Origin of the sequence: Pedobacter heparinus DSM 2366, assembly GCF_000023825.1 — a bacterium.
Classification (GTDB): Bacteria; Bacteroidota; Bacteroidia; order Sphingobacteriales; family Sphingobacteriaceae; genus Pedobacter; species Pedobacter heparinus.
Genome location: NC_013061.1, coordinates 2271654 through 2291450 on the forward strand (window position 1 = coordinate 2271654; position 19797 = coordinate 2291450).

Sequence of the window (19797 nt, forward strand, 5' to 3'; positions counted from 1 at the left end):
AATTATAAAGATTTTTTTAATGCCAGCATCTCGCTTAATGATAGCTTATATTTTAACGTCAGGCCAATGTAAACAGCTCCACCAATAATTACCTGAGCAATAAGATGAATCAAACCCGTGTTGCCAATAAAACGTTGATAAAGAAAGATCAGCCCAACCATTATTAAACAGAAAGAAATGGGCATAAGAATATTACTTACTAACTTTTTAAGGAAGCTGCCTACCAAATGGTTAACTATATAAAATACAATTATTGTTTCTAATAAAGACGTGATTACATATCCGTACGCTATTCCGATTAAACCAAATGCTTGAGAAAAGAAATATAAAGTAGGTATTTTTACAATAAGAGAGATTAGGTTTACATAAAACATCAGGTTGGGTTTATTTCTGGATAGTGCTACAGATGATGCAGGAGCAATTACACAAGCCAGAAAACTGACAAATACTATAATTTTAACCAATTGCACTGAACCTTCATAATCCGCCCCATATATCAAAACAACTACGCTGGATGAAGTAATGAATAATCCGGATAACAAAGGATAATTGCAAAAAGAAATGAAATCAACAATTTTTAAATATGCCCTTTTTAAGCCATCAATATCTTTCATCTTTGCCATAATTGGATAGGAGACCTGCATAATTATGGGGTTTAATCTGGTGATTGGGAAAACCGCTAACTGGTAAGCAATTGTATATAAACCCAATTCTTTAATACCTACCGCCTTACCTATCACGATGTTTTCTAAATTTCCATTCACAAAACCAAGAACTCCTTCGGCCATATGGTATATTCCAAACCTGAGGTGATCCTTTATTTCGCCCAGTTTAAAATACCAGACGGGGGTAAATAGATTCTTTCCCAATAGGATATAAAGAAATGTTTTAACCCCAGTAAAAATAACCTGACTATATATAATTGATCGTTCTTCAAAACCACTATAAGCGAGGGTAACAGTTAGTACGATATTTAATACTGCTCCAATAACCTCAATAACCGCAAGGATTTTAAACTTGAGTTCCTTTTGAAGTAGATTCCAGTAAATCTGGCTTGTATAGATCATTGGAAAGGTAATTGCAGAAACCTTTATTACATGAGATAGTTTAGGCTCATCGTAATAATCAACAACAAATCCTGATGACAAATAAATTAGTGCACCCATTGTAAAGCCAAGGGCAATGCTTGCAAAGAATATGGTAGATAAGATTTTTTTATCATTCTCCTGTTTGGAGATGATAGAATTCGTGAATCCTAAATTAGCGAATATGTGGAAAAAGTTTAAAACAAGTGTACAGATGCTAACCAATCCAAATATAGTAGGTTCTAAAACCCTTGCCACTATCGCTAGTTGGCAAAAAGAAAGCAAAGTATTAATTACAGTTGCTGTAGTAGTCCACTTAGCACCATTAATGGCAACGGCCTGATTACTCATAGTAATGATTTTTTATGACGTGACAAAGTGAACATCAACCAGGATGTTTTCGGGTAGTAAAAAGTTTGACGTTAAGTTTGACAAATTTTATTTTTGCATATGCCCATTTGCCCAATTTCATATAAGTAGCATCTTTATTTTTCCATGATTTTCTATAAGAAGCAGTACTGCTTTCATGTTGTTCATTATCCTGTGTAAGCAGTCCATAATGATCATCAAAAAACAATGCTTTACCCTTATTTTTAATAAAAGACAGACTCATTAGCATTTCTGTTTTATCCACGTTTAATCCTTCAGCATACCTCCCGAATTTTTGTAAAAAAGAAGACTTTCTCAGGTGAGGATGATCGCTATACAAGTAAAATTTCAAATTATTGGTAAACCATGGAGCCATTTTAAATTGTTTTTCAGAAAAACCCAGCTTATACGGCCTTGAATAGGGGTAAAATTCGTATGCATAAAAAGAAATCATATCCCACTGCTTATCTTCCTCCATAATGTTTAAACCATCACGAAAATGTTCAGGGAAATTAGGCTTCGGTATGAAATCTTCCTGTATATATAAAGTATATGGGGTTGTTACATTATCTTGTCCTTTGTTGATGTTATTTCCCAGACCTTTGTTCTTTGGAGTCGTAATCAACCGGAAATTATACTTATTTTTTAGTTCTGTAATGTAAACTAAGTGCTCTTGTTTGCTTCCATCATCAGAGATGACGACATCTTCAAAAACACAATTTAGTTCCTGAAAGGATTTTAAAAGACGTTCTAAAGACTTACTTCTGTTGTAATGTGTAATAAGAAGCGTGACATTTTTAAAATAATTTTGTTGGGTCATCCTATCGGTTACTATAATTTAGTACCATAAAGATAGAACCAAATACCAAACTTTAAAAGTTTAATTATAATTTATAAAAAAAAGTAACCTGACATGGCAATCAGGTTACTTAAATTTCAGTTAAACAACAACTATTCTACAGCTCCGATAGAAGGTGAGATTCCTCTTATATTTCCATAGTAATCTATTTCAATTGGGGTTTGCTTTCCAGAGTTTTTTGCAGGAGAGCCATTTGCTAGTTTAAAAGTGCTCTGATCCACCAGTCCGGCTTCAGCACTTGTAGAAAAATATAAATTACTGTATGTGTTCGGTTTTAAATCTGCCTGCTGGTTTGAAATTCCGCTACCAGGCTGAAAATTATAACCTAAATTATTGTAAACGTCACAGGTTCCGCCAAATAAGCTATATACATCTACCACACTTCCATACCAATCTTTACTTGTATTCAGATTTCCACAAGTGTTGTTAAAAATCTTTGCATTTGTAAAAGTCGTTTTGCCACCAACTATATTGTAAGAAAAAGCCTGAACTTCAAAGCCGGAGTATTTTCTGGAATTTACCACAATGTTATTGTAAATTAGAATATCTTTAGGGGTAGATCCAATAGTATGTCCCCAAGCCCTAAGTGCATTTCCCTGATGATTACTGATGTAATTGTTATAAAATTTTCCATTGCCATTTAATTGGAAAATCCCATTGTGATTGTTGTTTTGGGTATTGATATTGTTAATCTTATTGTGGTGGATATTGTAATCTTCTACATTACCTATATATACAACAGTACCAACATTTGGTGAATTTTGAAAGTCCAGATATCCGATTTCAATATTTTTAATTAATCCCGTGATATTACCATTTTGCACCGAACCATGAGCATTTAAAAAAACATTGCAATTGTCACAATTGATGTTCAAAAACTTTAAGTTTTTCATGTATGAATCTTCAGTTCCATTATAGGCCTTGTTTTCTGGATAATTGATCACATAATTCCCAATATTTTTAAATGAAATATTTTGTAGGGTAAAATTATCCACACTTCCACTCATTTCAATGGCTCTATAGGTATTATCACTAAAGGAGAAACCTTTAGCAATGCCAGGCGTACCATCTCCTGAAATAACAACGTTTTTCAGGTTGCTAAGATCCATTTTATTGAAATTTCCGGTGATTTCAACCAATCCATCATTTTGTATGGTAATTGGACATCCGTTATCTGAAATAATATTTCGTATAACAATACCTTTATAAGTCCCTCCTTTAATTCTGATTAAATCTTTACACTTAAATGGTGTGGTTAAACCGTCAATTATAAGGTTTCCTGATCCTGTACCAACATCCAAAATGCGTTCAAATACCGGTGGTTTGCTTGTTTCCGGTTTGTTTTCAGGTACTGGAGTTTCTTTAATAATCTCCGGTTGAACAGGTTCTGCAAGAATTTCTGTCTTTTTGCAAGAAGAAAATACAATCAATGGAAGAACGATAAGTAGCGAAAAATATCCCAATACCTTCATGTAATTTATTTATCTTTTAGTTAAGTGTTTAATTATCCTATGCATAGATATGGAAATTATTTTAAAAAACAATTTTTTTTTAAAATAAAATGGGGAAAAATGGGAAAAAATATCTCTATATGTGGAAAGTGAGATTTTTTTTTATGGTAAAGAAGGATTGTGTACCTTCGTCTTTGAAGGAATTTTCGTCGTTAAATAATAGGATCTAAACCACTTATGGTAGGAGTACAATTCAATGGAAGATTGGGAAATCAAATTTTTCAATATGCATTTTATCAATATTTGAAAACAAATAATAAGCGGATATTTTTCTTTTTCTCAAATCCCACTGACAGTTATCTTACCAAATATTTTGATATTGATCGTACTGAAGATTACTGTTTAACCTATAAGGCTTTATTTATTGTTCCGAAGATTTTGAATAAAATTCTAGCATCGAGACAAATTTATATTCAGAATATCCAGATCCCCAAACCAGTAAGCGTAAGAAACTGGACCATTTACAAAGGTTTTTTTCAAACAGACTGGTATGTTAAAAATATCGTTGGAGAGTTTGGCCTTAAAATTAAGCAAGAATATCAGCAGAAGTTTGACGAAAAATTTGGCGAGGTATTTAAATTGAATAAGACCATTGCGGTTCATATCCGAAGAACAGATTATTTAAAATATGGTAAAAGAGATATTTCTTTGCCGATAGCGTACTTTAAAAGCAGATTGGATGCATTGCAAAACATTGATGATTATAAGATTTTCTTTGTCAGCGATGACATTGCTTATGTTTCCTCTTATTTTGGAAAGAATGCCAACTATATTTTTTCAGAAAATGATGAGATAACTGATTTTCAGATTATTAAGGCTGCAGATATTTCCATAATTTCTAACAGTAGCTTTGCGTGGTGGGCTTGTTATCTTTCTGCAAATAAAAGAAAGATTACTTATGCTCCAAAAAACTGGTTGGGCTTTAGAATAGGTAAGGAACATCCTAAAAAAGTCATGACTGATCGTTTTATTTGGTGTGATGTCCAATAATCATTGCAATGAAGAATTTTGTAATTCTTTCATACGGTTCAGAAACAGAGTATAGAAGAGCTATATTTACGATTTTAAGTTTATTTTCCTGGACAGAAGACTATTCGGACAAATATAGGGTGCTGTTGTATACTGATCGCCCGGACTTCTTCTTTTCCTATTTAGCACCTGTATCTGTAAACTATGTTACTTTATCTTCTGAAAAACTGAAAGAAATGATGGGTGAAACAGGTTTTATCCATCGTCGAAAGGTTGCAGTTATTGATTCGACATTTGAAAATTATCCAGGAGAAGATTTGATTTTTGTGGACTCAGATACTTTCTTTATTTCTTGTCCTTCAATTTTAATGCACGCTTTTAAACGGGAAGAAAGCTATATGCATGTCAGGGAATTTACACTTAAGGAAAGTATTGGCGTATTTGCCAATTATCAAATGGTTGAGTTTCCCAAATCTTTTATCCAGTATATTTCCGAGACAGAATTTTTAATAGCTGGCACAATTGAAAAATTTAATCAGGATGATTACAGCTGGAATTCGGGATTAATAGGCCTTTCATCTGACTTTGCTAAATATATGCAGTATGTATTTAAACTTACAGATCTTTTTTATTCCAACTCCAAATGGTTTATTTCTGAACAGCTGGCCTTTTCACTCTTACTTCAGAGACAAACCACTATAAAACCAACCAATGAATTATTAATGCATTATTGGGGTAAACGACAAAAAGACCTGATTGATCAACTCATCCTTAACTTGATAAATGGTACCTCTTTGCAAAAACTGAACGATAGGCAGTTTATCAGAAACTTAACAAAAGATTGGAAGAGTAAAGTAATAGAGGATTCACTATTGGAACAGATATCTGCTTCTTTTTCGGATCGGTCCTGGTATTTTGGGTTTAAGAAGATTATTCAGCTATTTTTAAATAATCCTAAAGATTTTTTACGCTTATCTAAAATTTTGAAATCGATATACCATCCCATACCTTAATGTGAAGCACTGTCATTGTCTAACAAGTCCATGACTTTTACGTCAATTTCATTGTCAAACTTTCTTGCAAACAGCATTTTCGAAGCTTGTATTGCTTGTAAATCTTCAACAAGTAACAATTTGGGGCTTGACTTACCCTCAGACCAATCAATGTAACGGTAATTTTCATTAACAACCTGAGTAGAGAACTGAGAATTCATTAATAAGGTGGATATCACAAATTCCTCACTTCCCCAACAATACCTTAAAAATTTATATAATTTTGATTTCGGGTCAAGTTGATTTAATAGGTATGCAGCACTATCTCCGGTTATTGTCCACCAACACGATTTATTTCCACCGTACATTGGAACATTTAAAGGAAAACTTCTTTTGCGAAAAAATATGTTAATTATTTTCTGGACAAAGTACTTCCCTGTAAAAGAATAATCCGTCAGATGATATCTTTCATATCTTTTTCTTGCGTGTTGCCACCATTCTGAATTTGGAGAGGTGTCATAAGAAATGAAAATCTTTCCCATTCTTTTCTCCAAAAAATTATACATATCCTCAGCATTCATTAGAGGGTAATCCTGGGCACTGATCAGATTTATAAAATCATAACGTACGTTTCCGTTAATTACCTGCTGCAAACTTTTAATTATCGTATCCAACAGACTAAATCCACCCCAGTTACAGTTCACTCTGTTTTTTATAAAAAATATTTGAGATCCCCTGATTATACTCTCAAACGGAGCAATAGGAACTTTAGCGTCAATATGCAAATAGATATCGCTCATTTTGTGTTCTAATTTTTTTGTTAACCGTAGCAATTGCGCAGGATTTTTATGGGCAAGAATGATGTGGGCGATTCGCATTATATATATATGTTAAAGTGAGATAATTGAGAATTAATGAATCAGTTCAAATAAGCAAACAGTCAAGTCTGAATATACAATTTTGGTTATCAATTTTCCCTGGGATGAAATTTGCCGTTCGAAATTAATGACAGGTGAAACATCACCTTTATAATACCATACAGGTTGATCTACGAGGTCATTAATGGTAGTCGTAAATTGGGTATTGAAAACTACCCATAGTCTTTTTGCGCCTTTGAACTGTGTAAATTCCGATTTCAACTTTTGATTATAAGCATTTAAATCATGCACCTCAAATCTGTAATCTTTACCCTGAATAGCAGTATAACGGTAGGTGTTTATCTGCCTGTACACATTATATCCAGGATAATTGTTCCAATAATTATACACCATGTCCCCATCCTTATAATTTCGGTTGATAAACGATAACGCTTCCTGCTCAAATGACTTCTTATGTTTGTAAAATTTTGCAGGATAAACCAGGAAATAAGCCGATTGAATAATTGGACCAGCTATAGTGAGCAACAAAACAATCATCCCAATCTTTTTAACAGATCTGAATTTGCATTTAAGATATTCAAATCCAAAACCAATCAGTAGAATAAAGATCGGTGCAAGGAACATCCAGAATCTTTCTCTAAGTGGATATAATTTTAATCCTGATGCAATTAATACTAACAGGCATGGAATTAAAATCAGACCCAGAACTTCTTTATTTTTGCGGGCAAGTGAATATATTCCTGTACACAGCAGCATCAATGGAACAATAGGGGTAAATAACAACTTAGCCATGTTGTTTAGGGGCTCATTCACATTCCAGTTCAATCCTAACGGGTAATCCAGCATGCTAAGCAAATTTCTTCCAAACCATTTGAATCCTTGAAGGTCAACCGGAGGAAAAGGCATAAAATAGTCGTAGGCTTTAAACCAATATACCACCCATTCAGACTCTTTCTGTTTATAAGTAAAAAAAACGTAATTAATTAAAAAGCTGATCATCCATGTCACAAAAGGCAATGTGTTAATTAACAATGACTTGTGATTTTTTTTCAGTAAATGATTGATAATTATTGCCATTGCCATTCCCGTCAGTATAAATATAACAGAATAGGAAAACCATAATAAAACTGCTCCAAATGCTGCCCAGAGTAACATGCTTTTATAATCAGTCTTATTGGCATAAATAGTGAATAAATATAATGCAAGGAGAGTTGCTAAACATTCTGTAGCATATTGTTTAATTTCTGTTGAATGATAGATCATTGCAGGAGCAAACGAAAAAATAACTACTGCTAATAGTTGTGCCTCTGGTTTAAGAAAATATCGGCAAACTTTAATAAATAATAAAACGGAAACAATTCCTGAAATAAAAGGAATGATTCGAAATGAAATTTCGCTGTAACCAAAAATGTTGGTTATGAATTTAACTGCCCATAGGAAACCTATTGGCGCTTTTTGTCCGTAATCTAATGTACCGGCGGCAAGATCTAAGTAGTCCAGATGAAAAAAACTTGAACACAAGTAAATTTCATCCATCCATAGAGATCTGTTGTAAATAAGGTGAAATATCCTTAATCCAATGCCCAAGAGGCTTATAATCAAAATTGCTGTTTTTAAAATGTTTTCCTTTTGATTATAAATTCTATCCACTAAAATCCTCATTCTTTAATTGAATAAAGTGCGCAATATAGAAATTTTTAATATTTTTATGTTTCATTAAACCCGATGATAAGAAACATGTTTCCCAAAGATTTAAAGTTGGTAGTTTTTGACGTAGATGGTACATTATATCAACAATCTAAGCTAAGAAAGATCATGTTTTTTAAAATTGTATCTTATTATTTACCAAGACCCTGGCTGTATAAAGAGCTTTTAACGATCTTTTATTTTAGAAAAGAAAGAGAAAGAAAAGCAGGTTATAGCACAGTTAACCTTCAGGAAGATCAATATTTATGGGCTGCTGAAAAACTGGGGATGAAGATTGATGAAGTGAAGAGGGTGATAGATAAGTGGATTTTTAGCATTCCAAATGCATTTCTTAAATCATGTATGTATCCCGGAGTTTCCGAATTTATTGAAAAACTGAGAAGCTCAGGTATTAAAACAGCCACCTATTCTGATTATGACTCCAGAGAAAAATTAAAATCTATGCAAATTGGCGTCGATCTCGAAATCAGTTCAACTGATCAGATAGTAAATAGTTTTAAGCCCCTGCCAGCTGGTTTATTAGTAATTTTGTCAAAAATGAAAATAGATAAAAAGAATAGTCTTTATATTGGAGACCGTTTTGAACTTGATGGTTTATGTGCAAAAAATGCAGGTGTACCTTTTCTTCTGGTAGATAAGAATACAGCACCTAAGAATTTTTTTCTGAAGCTATCCGCTAAACTGAGCTCCCAAAACAAAAATTGATGAGTGATAAAACAATATTTGAAGCTTCCGTTAGCAACAACAATATCCTTAAACCTGCTAAATTATATGAGTACATTGCAATAGCAAGGCCAGATAACTGGGTGAAAAATGTTTTCATGGTACCTGGGATGTTGTTTGCACTTTCCATTTTTAAAACACCCTTCACTTCATTTTTAGTATCCAAAATTGTTTTAGGAATTATCAGCATCTGCCTGGTCGCTTCTGCCAATTACGTCATCAACGAATATCTGGATAAGGGATTTGATAAATACCATCCCTTAAAGAAGAAAAGATCATCTGTTGTTACAGTGATTAATCCTGTTATTTTGTACACAGAATATGTAGGGTTAGCAACAATCGGACTAACACTGGCCTATCTTGTTTCCCTTAAGTTCCTGCTTATGGCTGGCTTCCTCTTGTTTATGGGAGGTATTTATAACGTTAAACCATTTCGGAGCAAAGACCGGGTGTTTTTAGATGTTTTAAGTGAATCTGTTAATAACCCCATCCGTTTTGCAGCAGGCTGGTTTATCTTTACACCATCCCTTGGTGTACCTAATACCAAATGGGATCTGGATTGGATCAATACCTTCCCTCCGGTAAGTATTATCATTGCCTACTGGATGGGAGGAGCATTTTTAATGGCCACCAAAAGATTTGCAGAATACAGGCTCATCGGAGATCCGGAAATTGCCGGACAATACCGCCGGTCGTTTAAATTTTATACAGAAAACAGCTTGCTGGTCTCCATGTTTTTTTATGCCATTACCTCAGCATTTTTTTTAGGGATATTTTTGATTAAAGACAGGATAGAGTTACTGGTTAGCTTTCCATTCTTTGCTTTGTTGTTTTCCTGGTATCTCAGGATCGGATTGCTCAATGATTCACCGGTCCAGGGCTCAGAAAAATTATATACCAGAAAATGGTTCATGCTGTACCTGGTATTATTTACCATCTTGCTTTGTATTCTGATGTTTGTGGATATCCCATGGCTACATTGGTTCTTGCAAAATGCAAATAATTATAATTATTAGCCATTAACCTTAAATGTTGAATGAAATATAGTCAATATGATTTAATTGTAGTAGGTACAGGATTTGCTTCGAGTTTTTTTTTAAAAAAGTACCTTTCTAAACCCGGTTCCAAAAACAAAAAGGTACTTGTTTTAGAAAAAGGTCATTTTTATCCTCATTCAGAACGCCTCAAAGTAGAAAAAGGACTGCCATCAGCTTATCAAAAATATGCCTCGCCATGGCAGGAGAATATCGTCAACCTCAATGATAAAAAAGTATGGCAGTTTACCACGGCACATGGGGGGTCGTCCAATTGCTGGTGGGGCTGCACGCCCCGGTTTATGCCCAATGATTTTAAGCTAAAAAGTTTATACGGAGTTGGGCAAGACTGGCCGGTAAGTTACAATGAGCTGGATCCCTACTATTATGAGGCAGAAGAGCTGATGATTGTATCCGGACCAGAAAATACCCCATTTCCCCGAAAAGGGAAGTATCCGCTGCCTCCACATACCTTTAGCCTGGTTGATAAAATATTACATCATAAATATGGGAACCAGTACATCAGCCAACCCACCGCCAGGGCAAGCCGGCAATTGGCTCATAGAAACGGTTGCCTGGCCTATAGCACCTGCCATACCTGCCCGGTAAATGCCAAGTTTACCATAGAAAATGGAAATATGGGGGTGTATGAAGATAAACGCATAGAGATTATATACGGTTGTGATGTTTACAGCCTGGAAACTGTTAATGATATGGTGAAAAATGTACTTTTTCAGCATGACGGAAAAGAGCTGTCTGCCTCTGGAGAGGTGATAGTGCTTGGTGCCAACCCATTTTTTAATTCTAATATTTTGTTAAATGCAGGCGACAAAAACCCTTTAACTGGCCGGGGTATTGGGGAGCAGCTGGGCATGCAGGTGCAAATTTATCTGGATGACCTGAAAAATGTTGGGGGAAGCAGCTGGGTAAACGCAAACGGATATATGTTATACGACGGGGACCATAGAAAGGACTTCGCAGCATGTTTAATAGAGGTAAACAACGCACCCTATTACATTAGAGTAGAAAGAGGGAAATATTTAAATGTAGCCAGTTTCAGGATGGTATTTGAAGATCTGCCCATAAACAGCAATCATGTAGCCATTACCTCAAATAAACTGAAACCAGAAGTTCATTTTAAAGAAAGGTCCGAATACGCTTTAAAAGGTATAGAAAATATGAAATTGAAATTGCCCGGCGTATTGTCGTGCCTACCGGTTGAGAAGATTATTTACCAGGATACAGAACCCAATGAAGGACATATCATTGGAGGGACACGGATGAGCAATGATAAAAACAATGGGGTAGTAGACAAACACCTGATCCATCATCAATACCGGAACCTATTTGTTTTAGGTGCAGGAGCTTTTACCACCTATGGCCCCTCAAACCCCACGCTCACCTTATGTGCCCTATCCTTATTTGCTGCCGACAAAGTATTTTAACATGGAAAGACGAAAATTTATAATATTAGCAGGGGTTGGGGTAGGTTTATGTCTCATACCCTCGTCACTTTACATCCTTGGGTCTGATCTTAAAAAATACGCGGCTCTCATTCTGAAAAGGGAATTGTTTTATTTAAAACTCGAACCTAAAGGCTTTGATGCATTTATAGAAGATTATTTCAAATCCATTAGCAACGATACGGTGACTACGCTAAAGTGGAAAATCTTGTATTATTCAAAATCTAACTGGGAAAAATCTGATAGTATACGAGATCTGATCAAGTATTATTTGCTATCGAGTGATTTTTTTATCAACAAAACGGACGAAAGTAAGATTGTTAACTACCTGGGCCTGTTTAACTCATACAAAAGTCCGGTACCTAACCCTTATTCATTTGTGCTTTATCCTCCGGAGGAAATTGATGAGTTATACAAGAAATAGATTCCAGAATCGTACCTTAGTTTATCATATTTAATTGTTTTATGAACAAAAAAAATATTATCATAGCGCCGTGTGGAAATAAATCATACTTATATAAAGATTCCTGGCTTAAGAATAGTGAGAACCGTAATTTTGATATTTGCTTACTTTTTTATCATGATCAAATCAATAATCCAAACATAGCAGAAGATGTAGATTATTTTTTTCATTTAAAGGGTTTTAAATATGCAATGATACATGAGCTCTTGACAGTTTTAAAACCAGATTGGATAAATCAATATGATTATTTTTATTTTTTGGACGATGATATACTTATTGATACAAATTCAATAAATCAGCTTTTCGATTTAAGTAGAGCATTTAATTCCAATATTAGTTGTGCTGCATTATCTGCAGATTCTTTTTGTAGCTGGCCAATTTTTAAACAAGATAGCAGGTCATTTTTAAGATTTGTGGGGCAAATTGAAGTAATGGCACCAGTTTTTAATGCAGAGACATTAAAATTGGTATTGCCAACTTTTGTAGAGAACCGTTCTAGTTGGGGTTTAGATGCAGTGTGGTCAAAACTTCTAAACTATAAAAAAAATAAAATGATAATTTTCGACTCCGTAATCATGAAACATACCCTTCCGGTAGGTGGTGGAGAGTTGTATGTTAAAATCGGTGTAAACCCGCATGAAGAGTGGATGAGTGTTATAGAAAAATATAACGCAAAAAAGGAAAATTTTGTTGAATACGGGCGGCTGAAATATTTATCAATTGATAATAGTCTATCCTATAAAATTTCAAATCTTATATCCAGAGAACTTGGTACTGTAAAACGGAAGATAATAGATTATGATTTATTATCAAGAGTAAAAAATCGTCTTGGATTGGTTAACGAGAAATAAAATAAACCCCTGCTGCTAAATACCCGGGCAAATCCCCTAGGCAGAAAGCAGACAGAAAACTCTATGGCCTTTTTAAAAAATAAGCCAGCTTTTTTCTTACCGGAATATCATAAACTTTAAGGATTATCCATGACCCTACTATCAGGCTAAGTATTAAAATGCAGGCAACAAGTGCCGCCATTGTGCTACCTGGTTTTTTATCTGTAACCCAATGAATATAAAGGTGGACAAACGGGTAATGAAGTAGGTAGAGCGGATAAGATATCTGGCCCATAAAAAGACATGTGGCAGCGAGCTTCCCTTTAACATGGCTACCTGCGCCAATTGAAATAATTAAAGGAAATACCAGGATTACACAGGCCGCATCAAACAGCCCATTAGTTCTAAAACGAGGAATATGAGGTACGACAAATACAACAAGCAAAAGTAAAGATGTTAATAGGAAAGGAAATTTAATATTGACCAATAAATTCAGGCGATAAATTAACAAACCTGCAAAAAAAGGAAAGGTCACCCTCACTGGTCCCACCCAGATATTTTGCCATGACCAACCGCCCTGAAGATCTCCGTAATGAACAGCAGTAATAGTTAAAGCAATGGCCGATCCGGCAACAAATACTACCAATGTTTTGATTTTCATTTTTCTACCCCAAAAAGCATAGCATATATTAATCAGATATTCCTGAAACAAAGACCAGGCTGGCCCATTTAGAGAGTGGGTTTCATGCCACCGATTTGGTAACGTAGGAGCCGGCACCAGCAGAATTCCAAGTATAAATGCTACAGCAATTGCAACAGTACCAACCTGCTGATTGTTCCCTACAAAAGGATCATATATATAGGTCAAAGCGCCGATAACTGTTCCCAGTACAACCAACGGATGTAACCTTTGTAGTCTGATCATAAGGAACTGCGAAATTGTCATCGTATCCCATCTGCTATCATATGCATGCCCTATTACAAAACCAGAGAGCAAAAAAAAGAAATCGACAGCCAGGTAGGCATGATGAAAGGGATTAACATCATAAGTGCCAGCTATGCCTTCTAAAAGATGATAGATAGTAACGATGATAGCAGCTAATCCTCTGAGGCCATCTAAAATCTCAAAATGTTTCTTCATGTGAAATTAAATATTTCCTATTGAAATTTTCATGGTTATGTTAATTGATAAATTCCCTTTTATAAATATACACTTTAATATAAAGTTTCCATTATAGATAAAAAGATTGTCCAAAAACCAGTTTCACAAATCCCACTACCTTGGGCAGAAAGCATACAGAAAGCAGATTACCTGCAGATGGCTTCGGAAAAAAGTACCCCATCTCCGAAGCCATCTGCAGGCTTTGTGCAATACATGTGCCTAGGTTATAAATCTATTTCCTGATGAAATTTATTTTCTTTTAAAAACAGGATTTGATGCAACTCAAAACCTGTTTTTAGGATTAAATACCTGAGTGTTAACCATACACTATTAAAATAAATCTTCTAAATTTTAACCAGGTAATATGAATTTATCTATACAATTGCAGAAAATATTCAGTAATTTTAATAGGGAAAAATACTAAGGGAATGGGTGATTACAGTACTTACACTGACCAGGAACTGCTTGTTTTGATAAAAGCGGAAGATTACTCTGCCTTTAACGAAATATATCACCGGCATGCCGATGCTTTATATGGATCGGCGTATAACATACTCCGTGACCGGGACAGCTGCCGAGACGTTATACAGGATATATTTATTTGGCTTTGGCAAAACAGGTTACATTTGAATATCTCTAACTGCAGGGCCTATCTGTTAACTGCGGTAAAATTTAAAACCGCCAACTACATTCGCGACAATAAGATCGGTAAAGGATTTTTTATGGAACTATCAACGGTAGAGCTTAGCAGCGATGATGAAGAAAATGCCATAGAGGTTCGCCAATTATCAGATTTCATAAAAAGTTTAGCAGATCAGCTTCCTGGCAGGTATGGCGAAATATTCAGGTTAAGCCGCTATCAACAACTGAGTAATAAGGAAATTGCATTACAAATGGGCATTAGCGAAAAGACCGTGGAAAACCAGATGACTATAGCCCTAAAAAAAATAAAAGAGAAACTTGGCCCCGGCAGTGCACTAATGTTTTTCTTTCTATAACAACAGCTTCATATTATTTTAAAATTATTTTAACACAACCTGGGGGGTACGTTTATTTTTTGTGCCTTACAGGTATAAAGCCAAAATTCAATTGATGATGGAGGAAGATAAGTATATTGAGATTGCAGGAAAAGTAGCAGATGGCACAGCTTCAGAAAAGGAAATCGCATTGTACAATGCTTACTATAATGCCTATCAGCTAAAATATCCATCATGGGCAGAACTGAATGCGCAACAAAGGAAAGAGATGCTTACTGAAACCCAGGAGGAGATTTATAATCAGTTGCACGGTCATGCAAGAAAAAGCCAGATAAAACTTTGGTCTCGTATCATCGGCGTAGCCGCTGCGGTAGCAGCCATTGTTTTTGGGGTATTCTTTTTTAAAGCGCCAGGTAATCCTGAACCTGGTTCTGGCTCTGCAAACTATGCAAACGACATTGCCCCGGGTAAAAACACCGCAACCCTTACCCTTGCAAATGGTAAAACCATAGTCCTAAGCGATGTTAAAACCGGGGTAATTGTTGATGCTTCAAAATTAACCTACAATGATAACACACCCGTCATTTCGAACGAAGAGAGGAATCTCTTGAATAGCACAGACAAGAGATCTCTCCCATACGGTCGAGATGACGGGGCTGGACGAAGCCTTACCCTTACCACCCCCAGGGGTGGAACTTATCAGGTGCGTTTGCCTGATGGCAGTAAAGTGTGGCTAAACGCCGCATCGAGTTTAACTTATACTGCGCCGCTAAATGAGCGTGGCGGCATACGAAAAGTTGAACTTAGTGGCGAAGCCTACTTTGAAGTATTTAGGAATAAAAATCAACCCTTTGTAGTAAAGTCCAAAAATTTGACAACAACGGTATTGGGCACACATTTTAACATTAGTGCTTATGACGATGAAAATAGCACAAGAGCTACTTTGTTAGAAGGAAGTGTAAAGGTGGCTGCTCCCGGGCCTTCGGGGAAAGAAGGTGAAACAGGTAGTGTAATTATAAAACCAAATCAACAAGCCTTTGTCACGGGTAGCACCGGTATTAGTGTAAAGGAAGTAGATCCGGAACAAGCCGTAGCCTGGAAAAATGGCAAGTTTATCTTTAACCGCGAGTCGTTAAGTTCGATTATGCGTAAGGTATCTCGCTGGTACGATGTTGATATCAGTGTAGCTGATAATATAGCAGCGCATACATTTTCCGGAAGTATAAGCAGGTTTGATAACATTTCGACCCTTTTGGAACAAATGCAGAAAACAAATGAAGTGAAATTTAAAATCACAGGAAGGAGGATATCTGTGACCGAATAACTCTACTCAAAAAAGGGAATTCAAAAAATAGCCAGGAGTGCTTCGACCTACCCCTGGCAAATCGTTTGGATTATGCCCTTACTTAAATGTATTACGACAAGCAATTTCTAAACCCAAACTAAAAACCAAAGGTAATGAATTTTTATAACCAAATTGGATGCGGCCCAAGTGACCGCTATCTGATTCAAATCCTGCGGATCATGAAATTTACCACGTTCATCATCGCAATAACCCTAGTCCACGTAAGTGCCGCCGGTAAGGCCCAGATCAGCCTGGACAAAAAAAATGTTCCGATCAAGGAGGTTTTCAAAAGTATAACCGCCCAAACCGGTTATGATATATTATATAGCGATCGTACATTAAACGATACTGAAAAAATTAGTATAACAGCGAACAATGAGCCCCTGAAAACAGTGCTTGACAGGTGCTTAAAAGGACAGCTTCTGGAATATGAACTGGGGAATAAGACCGTTATTATAAAAAAACGCAAGGCCTTACTTCTCGACAAGGTTATTGATTTTTTTACCAGAATTGACGTACGTGGTCGGGTGGTAGATGAAAACAATCAGCCCCTAGTGGGGGCGGTTATAAAAATAAAAGACGGCTTGTCCACTACCTCCACCAATTCTAATGGAGAGTTTCTGCTAAAAAAAGTTGCCGAGGATGCTACCCTGACTATCTCTTTTTTAGGATATGAGACGCGGGAAATAAAGGCTGCTGAAAATATCTCCATTATCAAATTAACACCGAGTACCGATAAATTAGAAGAGGTGGAAATCAATGCTGGGTACTATACTGTTACAGATAAAGAAAGGACTGGATCTATTTCCAGAATTTCATCAAAGGAAATTGAAAAGCAACCTATAAACAATGTGTTACAGGTTATGCAGGCTACTGTACCAGGCTTACAGGTTATACAAAACACAGGTGTTCCAGGGGGCGGTTTTTCTGTTAGAATCAGGGGCCAAAATAGCTTAACTCAAGGAAATGAGCCCTTTTACATCATAGATGGCGTTCCATTCACTGCAACAAGTTTAGCACCACCTGTTGGGGTAATAACACCAAATGCAAGTCCTTTGGCCAATATCAACCCTGCAGATATCGAAAACATTGAAGTGCTGAAAGATGCTGATGCCACAGCTATTTATGGTTCCAGAGGTGCTAATGGTGTAATTCTGATCACCACGAAAAGAGGAAAAGCAGGAAAATCAAGTGTATCTTTTTCTGCTAATCAAGGTATATCCAAAGTTGGAAGAAAATTGAAACTTATGAATACGCAGCAGTATATAGAAATGCGTAAAGAAGCAAAAGGGAATGATAACCTGGCAATTTCTACTACAGATTATGATATCAATGGTACCTGGGATCAAAATAGGTACACAGACTGGCAAGATGAGTTGATTGGCGGTTCAGCTCCTACAACAAACATATTGGCCTCACTTTCAGGAGGAGCAGGTAATATTACTTATTTAATTGGTGGTAATTTTTACAGTGAAGGAACTGTGTATCCCGGTGACCAAACCTATAAGAGAAGTTCAGGTAATTTTAGCTTACAATATACTTCGGACAATCAAAAGTTCGATTCATCTTTCGATGTAAATTATAGCCAGATAAATAGTAATCTTTTTCTTAATGATCTTACTCCTTTTATCAGATTGCCACCACATTACCCTTCCTTATTAACTGATGAAGGAATTATAAATTGGGGAGATAACACAATGGGGTCGAATCCATTGGCACAGCTTCAAAAGCCATATGAAGCAAAAACCAACAATCTTATTGCCAGCGCAGCGCTGAATTACAAAATAATTCCTGATTTAAAATTAAAAGCTCGTTTTGGGTATACAATTATGGATAGGAAAGAGTTTAACAGTCAGCCATTATCTACTTATAATCCCGCTAATAGTCCCGGGCCTGAACAGCGAATTTCAAAATTTAGCAACAACTCGACAAATAATTGGACATTTGAATCTCAGGTTGATTATACAAGAAAAATTGGTAATGGTAAATTCAATGCACTTTTGGGTGTTACATTTCAACAGGGTGTACTAGACGGGCAAATTGTAGAAGGATCTGGTTACAACAGCGATGTTTTAATGCGGAATATAGCGGCTGCATCTGTTTATAGTGCAAGTGCTTCCTATTCCAAATACCGGTATATGGCATTGTTTGGCCGTATTAACTACAACTTGAAGGATAAGTATATCATTAATTTGACTGGACGTAGAGATGGCAGCAGCCGTTTTGGGTCTAACAATCGTTTTGCAAATTTCGGTGCAGCAGGGATAGCCTGGATCGTTAGTGAGGAGGATTTTATTAAGGAGCATCTTCCCTTTGTAAGTTTTGCTAAACTTCGGGGGAGTTTTGGTATTACAGGAAATGATCAAATATCAGCTTATGGTTATTTGGAATTATGGAAACCTCTTTCGGGTAGTTATCAGGGAGTTACAACTATGTTCCCAGGAAATATTGCAAATCCTGATTATGCATGGGAAGTTAATAAAAAAGCTGAAGCTGCATTTGACGTTGGTCTTTTAAATAATAGGATTAATTTATCCCTATCATACTATTCAAACCGATCTTCAAATCAACTGGTTTCAGTTCAACTTCCATACATAACAGGGTTTTCTGGTATAACCGACAATCTGGACGCTACAATCGGGAATACGGGTTGGGAATTTGAATTCATGACAAAAAATATATCGACCAAATCATTTCAGTGGTCTACATCTTTTAATTTTACGATACCAAAAAACAAATTAATCGAGTTTCCTAACCTAGAAAAAAGCACGTATGCTAATCAATATGTGATCGGTGAGCCCCTTGCCATTCAAAAGTTGTATAAAACCAGTGTGAATGCCCAAACCGGATTATATGCTGCTGAAGATTTTGACAAAAATGGTCTTATAGACATTAAAGATCGTTATGTTGTCACTTTTACTGGCAGGAAATATTATGGAGGGCTGCAAAATTCATTTACATATAAAGGTTTTGCCTTGGATGTCCTGTGTCAATTTGTAAAACAAGCCGGAGCTGGGTATTTAAATGGCTTTTCAACTGCTGGTAGCTTTGCAACAGGCATTCCTACACGAAACCAACCTGATTTTGTACTTAACAGATGGAGAACCCAGGATGATCCTGCTCCTTATCAAAAATACAGCACACTTACAGCCGCCAGTAACAGTCAGCTGGATGCAACTTCAAGAGGAAGTTATGCTATTGATAACGCGTCATTTATCAGATTAAAAAACATTTCCCTGTCTTATAACTTGTCAGAAAAACTAATTCAAAAAATAAAATTGAACAGTGCTAAAGTTTTTTTTCAGGGGCAAAATCTATTTACAATCACACCGTACAAGGGTTTAGATCCTGAAACATCAAGTATAAATAACTTACCAACGCTTCAGGTTTTTACGGTTGGTATGCAGCTAACATTCTAACTAAAATGATC

Annotated in this window: 16 protein-coding genes; 10 read left to right on the top strand and 6 right to left on the bottom strand. The window is 35.8% G+C overall.

From position 1 onward, the window contains the following. Positions 1–2: 2 nt before the first annotated feature. The 3 genes from PHEP_RS09790 to PHEP_RS09800 all read right to left on the bottom strand — a co-directional run bounded on the left by PHEP_RS09790 (position 3) and on the right by PHEP_RS09800 (position 3785). Positions 3–1436, bottom strand: a complete 1434-nt coding sequence (locus PHEP_RS09790) for an MOP flippase family protein (protein ID WP_015807790.1) — start codon at positions 1434–1436, stop codon at positions 3–5. Positions 1437–1470: 34 nt separating this feature from the next. Next, positions 1471–2274, bottom strand: a complete 804-nt coding sequence (locus PHEP_RS09795) for a glycosyltransferase family 2 protein (RefSeq protein WP_015807791.1) — start codon at positions 2272–2274, stop codon at positions 1471–1473. A gap of 131 nt (positions 2275–2405) precedes the next feature. Beyond that, the gene (locus PHEP_RS09800) at positions 2406–3785 is read right to left on the bottom strand and encodes a hypothetical protein (protein ID WP_015807792.1); all 1380 of its coding nucleotides are present in this window, start codon (positions 3783–3785) and stop codon (positions 2406–2408) included. A 216-nt stretch (positions 3786–4001) separates the two neighbouring features. On the opposite strand from PHEP_RS09800, the gene PHEP_RS09805 reads away from it, so the two are divergent. Together PHEP_RS09805 and PHEP_RS09810 are read left to right on the top strand one after the other, a co-directional pair. Next, positions 4002–4814 (top strand): alpha-1,2-fucosyltransferase, encoded by an 813-nt coding sequence (locus tag PHEP_RS09805; RefSeq protein WP_015807793.1) that lies wholly within the window; start codon positions 4002–4004, stop codon positions 4812–4814. Between the two features lie 8 nt (positions 4815–4822). After that, entirely contained in the window at positions 4823–5806 is a 984-nt protein-coding gene (locus PHEP_RS09810) for a hypothetical protein (RefSeq protein ID WP_015807794.1), read from the top strand. Here PHEP_RS09810 and PHEP_RS09815 read toward each other — a convergent pair. Beyond that, positions 5803–6663: a beta-1,6-N-acetylglucosaminyltransferase gene (locus PHEP_RS09815; protein ID WP_015807795.1), complete on the bottom strand. Its 861-nt coding sequence runs from the start codon at positions 6661–6663 to the stop codon at positions 5803–5805. The two genes, PHEP_RS09810 and PHEP_RS09815, sit on opposite strands and share 4 nt — an antisense overlap. Before the next feature lie 33 nt (positions 6664–6696). Continuing rightward, entirely contained in the window at positions 6697–8325 is a 1629-nt protein-coding gene (locus tag PHEP_RS09820; protein WP_015807796.1) for a glycosyltransferase family 39 protein, read from the bottom strand. 75 nt (positions 8326–8400) lie between these two features. On the opposite strand from PHEP_RS09820, the gene PHEP_RS09825 reads away from it, so the two are divergent. The 5 genes from PHEP_RS09825 to PHEP_RS09845 are packed head-to-tail and all read left to right on the top strand — an operon-like array spanning position 8401 to position 12904. After that, positions 8401–9075, top strand: a complete 675-nt coding sequence (locus tag PHEP_RS09825) for an HAD family hydrolase (protein WP_015807797.1) — start codon at positions 8401–8403, stop codon at positions 9073–9075. Then, on the top strand, positions 9075–10109 hold the full coding sequence (locus tag PHEP_RS09830; RefSeq protein ID WP_015807798.1) for a UbiA prenyltransferase family protein: 1035 nt from the start codon (positions 9075–9077) through the stop codon (positions 10107–10109). The genes PHEP_RS09825 and PHEP_RS09830 overlap by 1 nt, the downstream gene beginning before the upstream one ends. A 20-nt stretch (positions 10110–10129) precedes the next feature. Continuing rightward, a complete protein-coding gene (locus tag PHEP_RS09835; protein ID WP_015807799.1) occupies positions 10130–11572 on the top strand; it encodes a GMC oxidoreductase in 1443 nt (480 codons plus the stop codon). A gap of 1 nt (position 11573) precedes the next feature. Beyond that, positions 11574–12014 carry a hypothetical protein gene (locus PHEP_RS09840; RefSeq protein WP_015807800.1) on the top strand — a complete coding sequence of 147 codons (441 nt, stop codon included), beginning with the start codon at positions 11574–11576 and terminating at the stop codon, positions 12012–12014. A 41-nt stretch (positions 12015–12055) separates the two neighbouring features. Continuing rightward, complete coding sequence (locus PHEP_RS09845; RefSeq protein WP_015807801.1) at positions 12056–12904, top strand: DUF707 domain-containing protein; 849 nt, start codon at positions 12056–12058, stop codon at positions 12902–12904. A gap of 61 nt (positions 12905–12965) precedes the next feature. Here PHEP_RS09845 and PHEP_RS09850 read toward each other — a convergent pair whose 3' ends face one another. Then, positions 12966–14024 carry an acyltransferase family protein gene (locus PHEP_RS09850; RefSeq protein ID WP_015807802.1) on the bottom strand — a complete coding sequence of 353 codons (1059 nt, stop codon included), beginning with the start codon at positions 14022–14024 and terminating at the stop codon, positions 12966–12968. A gap of 449 nt (positions 14025–14473) precedes the next feature. Between PHEP_RS09850 and PHEP_RS09855 the strand changes: the two genes are divergently transcribed. The 3 genes from PHEP_RS09855 (at position 14474) to PHEP_RS09865 (ending at position 19786) form a co-directional block, all read left to right on the top strand. Next, entirely contained in the window at positions 14474–15043 is a 570-nt protein-coding gene (locus PHEP_RS09855; protein WP_015807803.1) for an RNA polymerase sigma-70 factor, read from the top strand. Between the two features lie 94 nt (positions 15044–15137). Beyond that, on the top strand, positions 15138–16346 hold the full coding sequence (locus tag PHEP_RS09860; RefSeq protein WP_015807804.1) for a FecR family protein: 1209 nt from the start codon (positions 15138–15140) through the stop codon (positions 16344–16346). A 134-nt stretch (positions 16347–16480) separates the two neighbouring features. Further along, positions 16481–19786, top strand: coding sequence for a SusC/RagA family TonB-linked outer membrane protein (locus PHEP_RS09865; RefSeq protein WP_015807805.1), 3306 nt, complete (start codon positions 16481–16483; stop codon positions 19784–19786). The last annotated feature ends 11 nt before the right edge of the window (positions 19787–19797 follow it).

Excerpts from the sequence above, each read along its gene's own strand:
- PHEP_RS09790 (WP_015807790.1), bottom strand. The coding sequence starts at position 1,436 with ATGAGTAATCAGGCCGTTGCCATTAATGGTGCTAAGTGGACTACTACA.
- PHEP_RS09795 (WP_015807791.1), bottom strand. The coding sequence starts at position 2,274 with ATGACCCAACAAAATTATTTTAAAAATGTCACGCTTCTTATTACACAT.
- PHEP_RS09800 (WP_015807792.1), bottom strand. The coding sequence starts at position 3,785 with ATGAAGGTATTGGGATATTTTTCGCTACTTATCGTTCTTCCATTGATT.
- PHEP_RS09805 (WP_015807793.1), top strand. The coding sequence starts at position 4,002 with ATGGTAGGAGTACAATTCAATGGAAGATTGGGAAATCAAATTTTTCAA.
- PHEP_RS09810 (WP_015807794.1), top strand. The coding sequence starts at position 4,823 with ATGAAGAATTTTGTAATTCTTTCATACGGTTCAGAAACAGAGTATAGA.
- PHEP_RS09815 (WP_015807795.1), bottom strand. The coding sequence starts at position 6,663 with ATGCGAATCGCCCACATCATTCTTGCCCATAAAAATCCTGCGCAATTG.
- PHEP_RS09820 (WP_015807796.1), bottom strand. The coding sequence starts at position 8,325 with ATGAGGATTTTAGTGGATAGAATTTATAATCAAAAGGAAAACATTTTA.
- PHEP_RS09825 (WP_015807797.1), top strand. The coding sequence starts at position 8,401 with ATGTTTCCCAAAGATTTAAAGTTGGTAGTTTTTGACGTAGATGGTACA.
- PHEP_RS09830 (WP_015807798.1), top strand. The coding sequence starts at position 9,075 with ATGAGTGATAAAACAATATTTGAAGCTTCCGTTAGCAACAACAATATC.
- PHEP_RS09835 (WP_015807799.1), top strand. The coding sequence starts at position 10,130 with ATGAAATATAGTCAATATGATTTAATTGTAGTAGGTACAGGATTTGCT.
- PHEP_RS09840 (WP_015807800.1), top strand. The coding sequence starts at position 11,574 with ATGGAAAGACGAAAATTTATAATATTAGCAGGGGTTGGGGTAGGTTTA.
- PHEP_RS09845 (WP_015807801.1), top strand. The coding sequence starts at position 12,056 with ATGAACAAAAAAAATATTATCATAGCGCCGTGTGGAAATAAATCATAC.
- PHEP_RS09850 (WP_015807802.1), bottom strand. The coding sequence starts at position 14,024 with ATGAAGAAACATTTTGAGATTTTAGATGGCCTCAGAGGATTAGCTGCT.
- PHEP_RS09855 (WP_015807803.1), top strand. The coding sequence starts at position 14,474 with ATGGGTGATTACAGTACTTACACTGACCAGGAACTGCTTGTTTTGATA.
- PHEP_RS09860 (WP_015807804.1), top strand. The coding sequence starts at position 15,138 with ATGATGGAGGAAGATAAGTATATTGAGATTGCAGGAAAAGTAGCAGAT.
- PHEP_RS09865 (WP_015807805.1), top strand. The coding sequence starts at position 16,481 with ATGAATTTTTATAACCAAATTGGATGCGGCCCAAGTGACCGCTATCTG.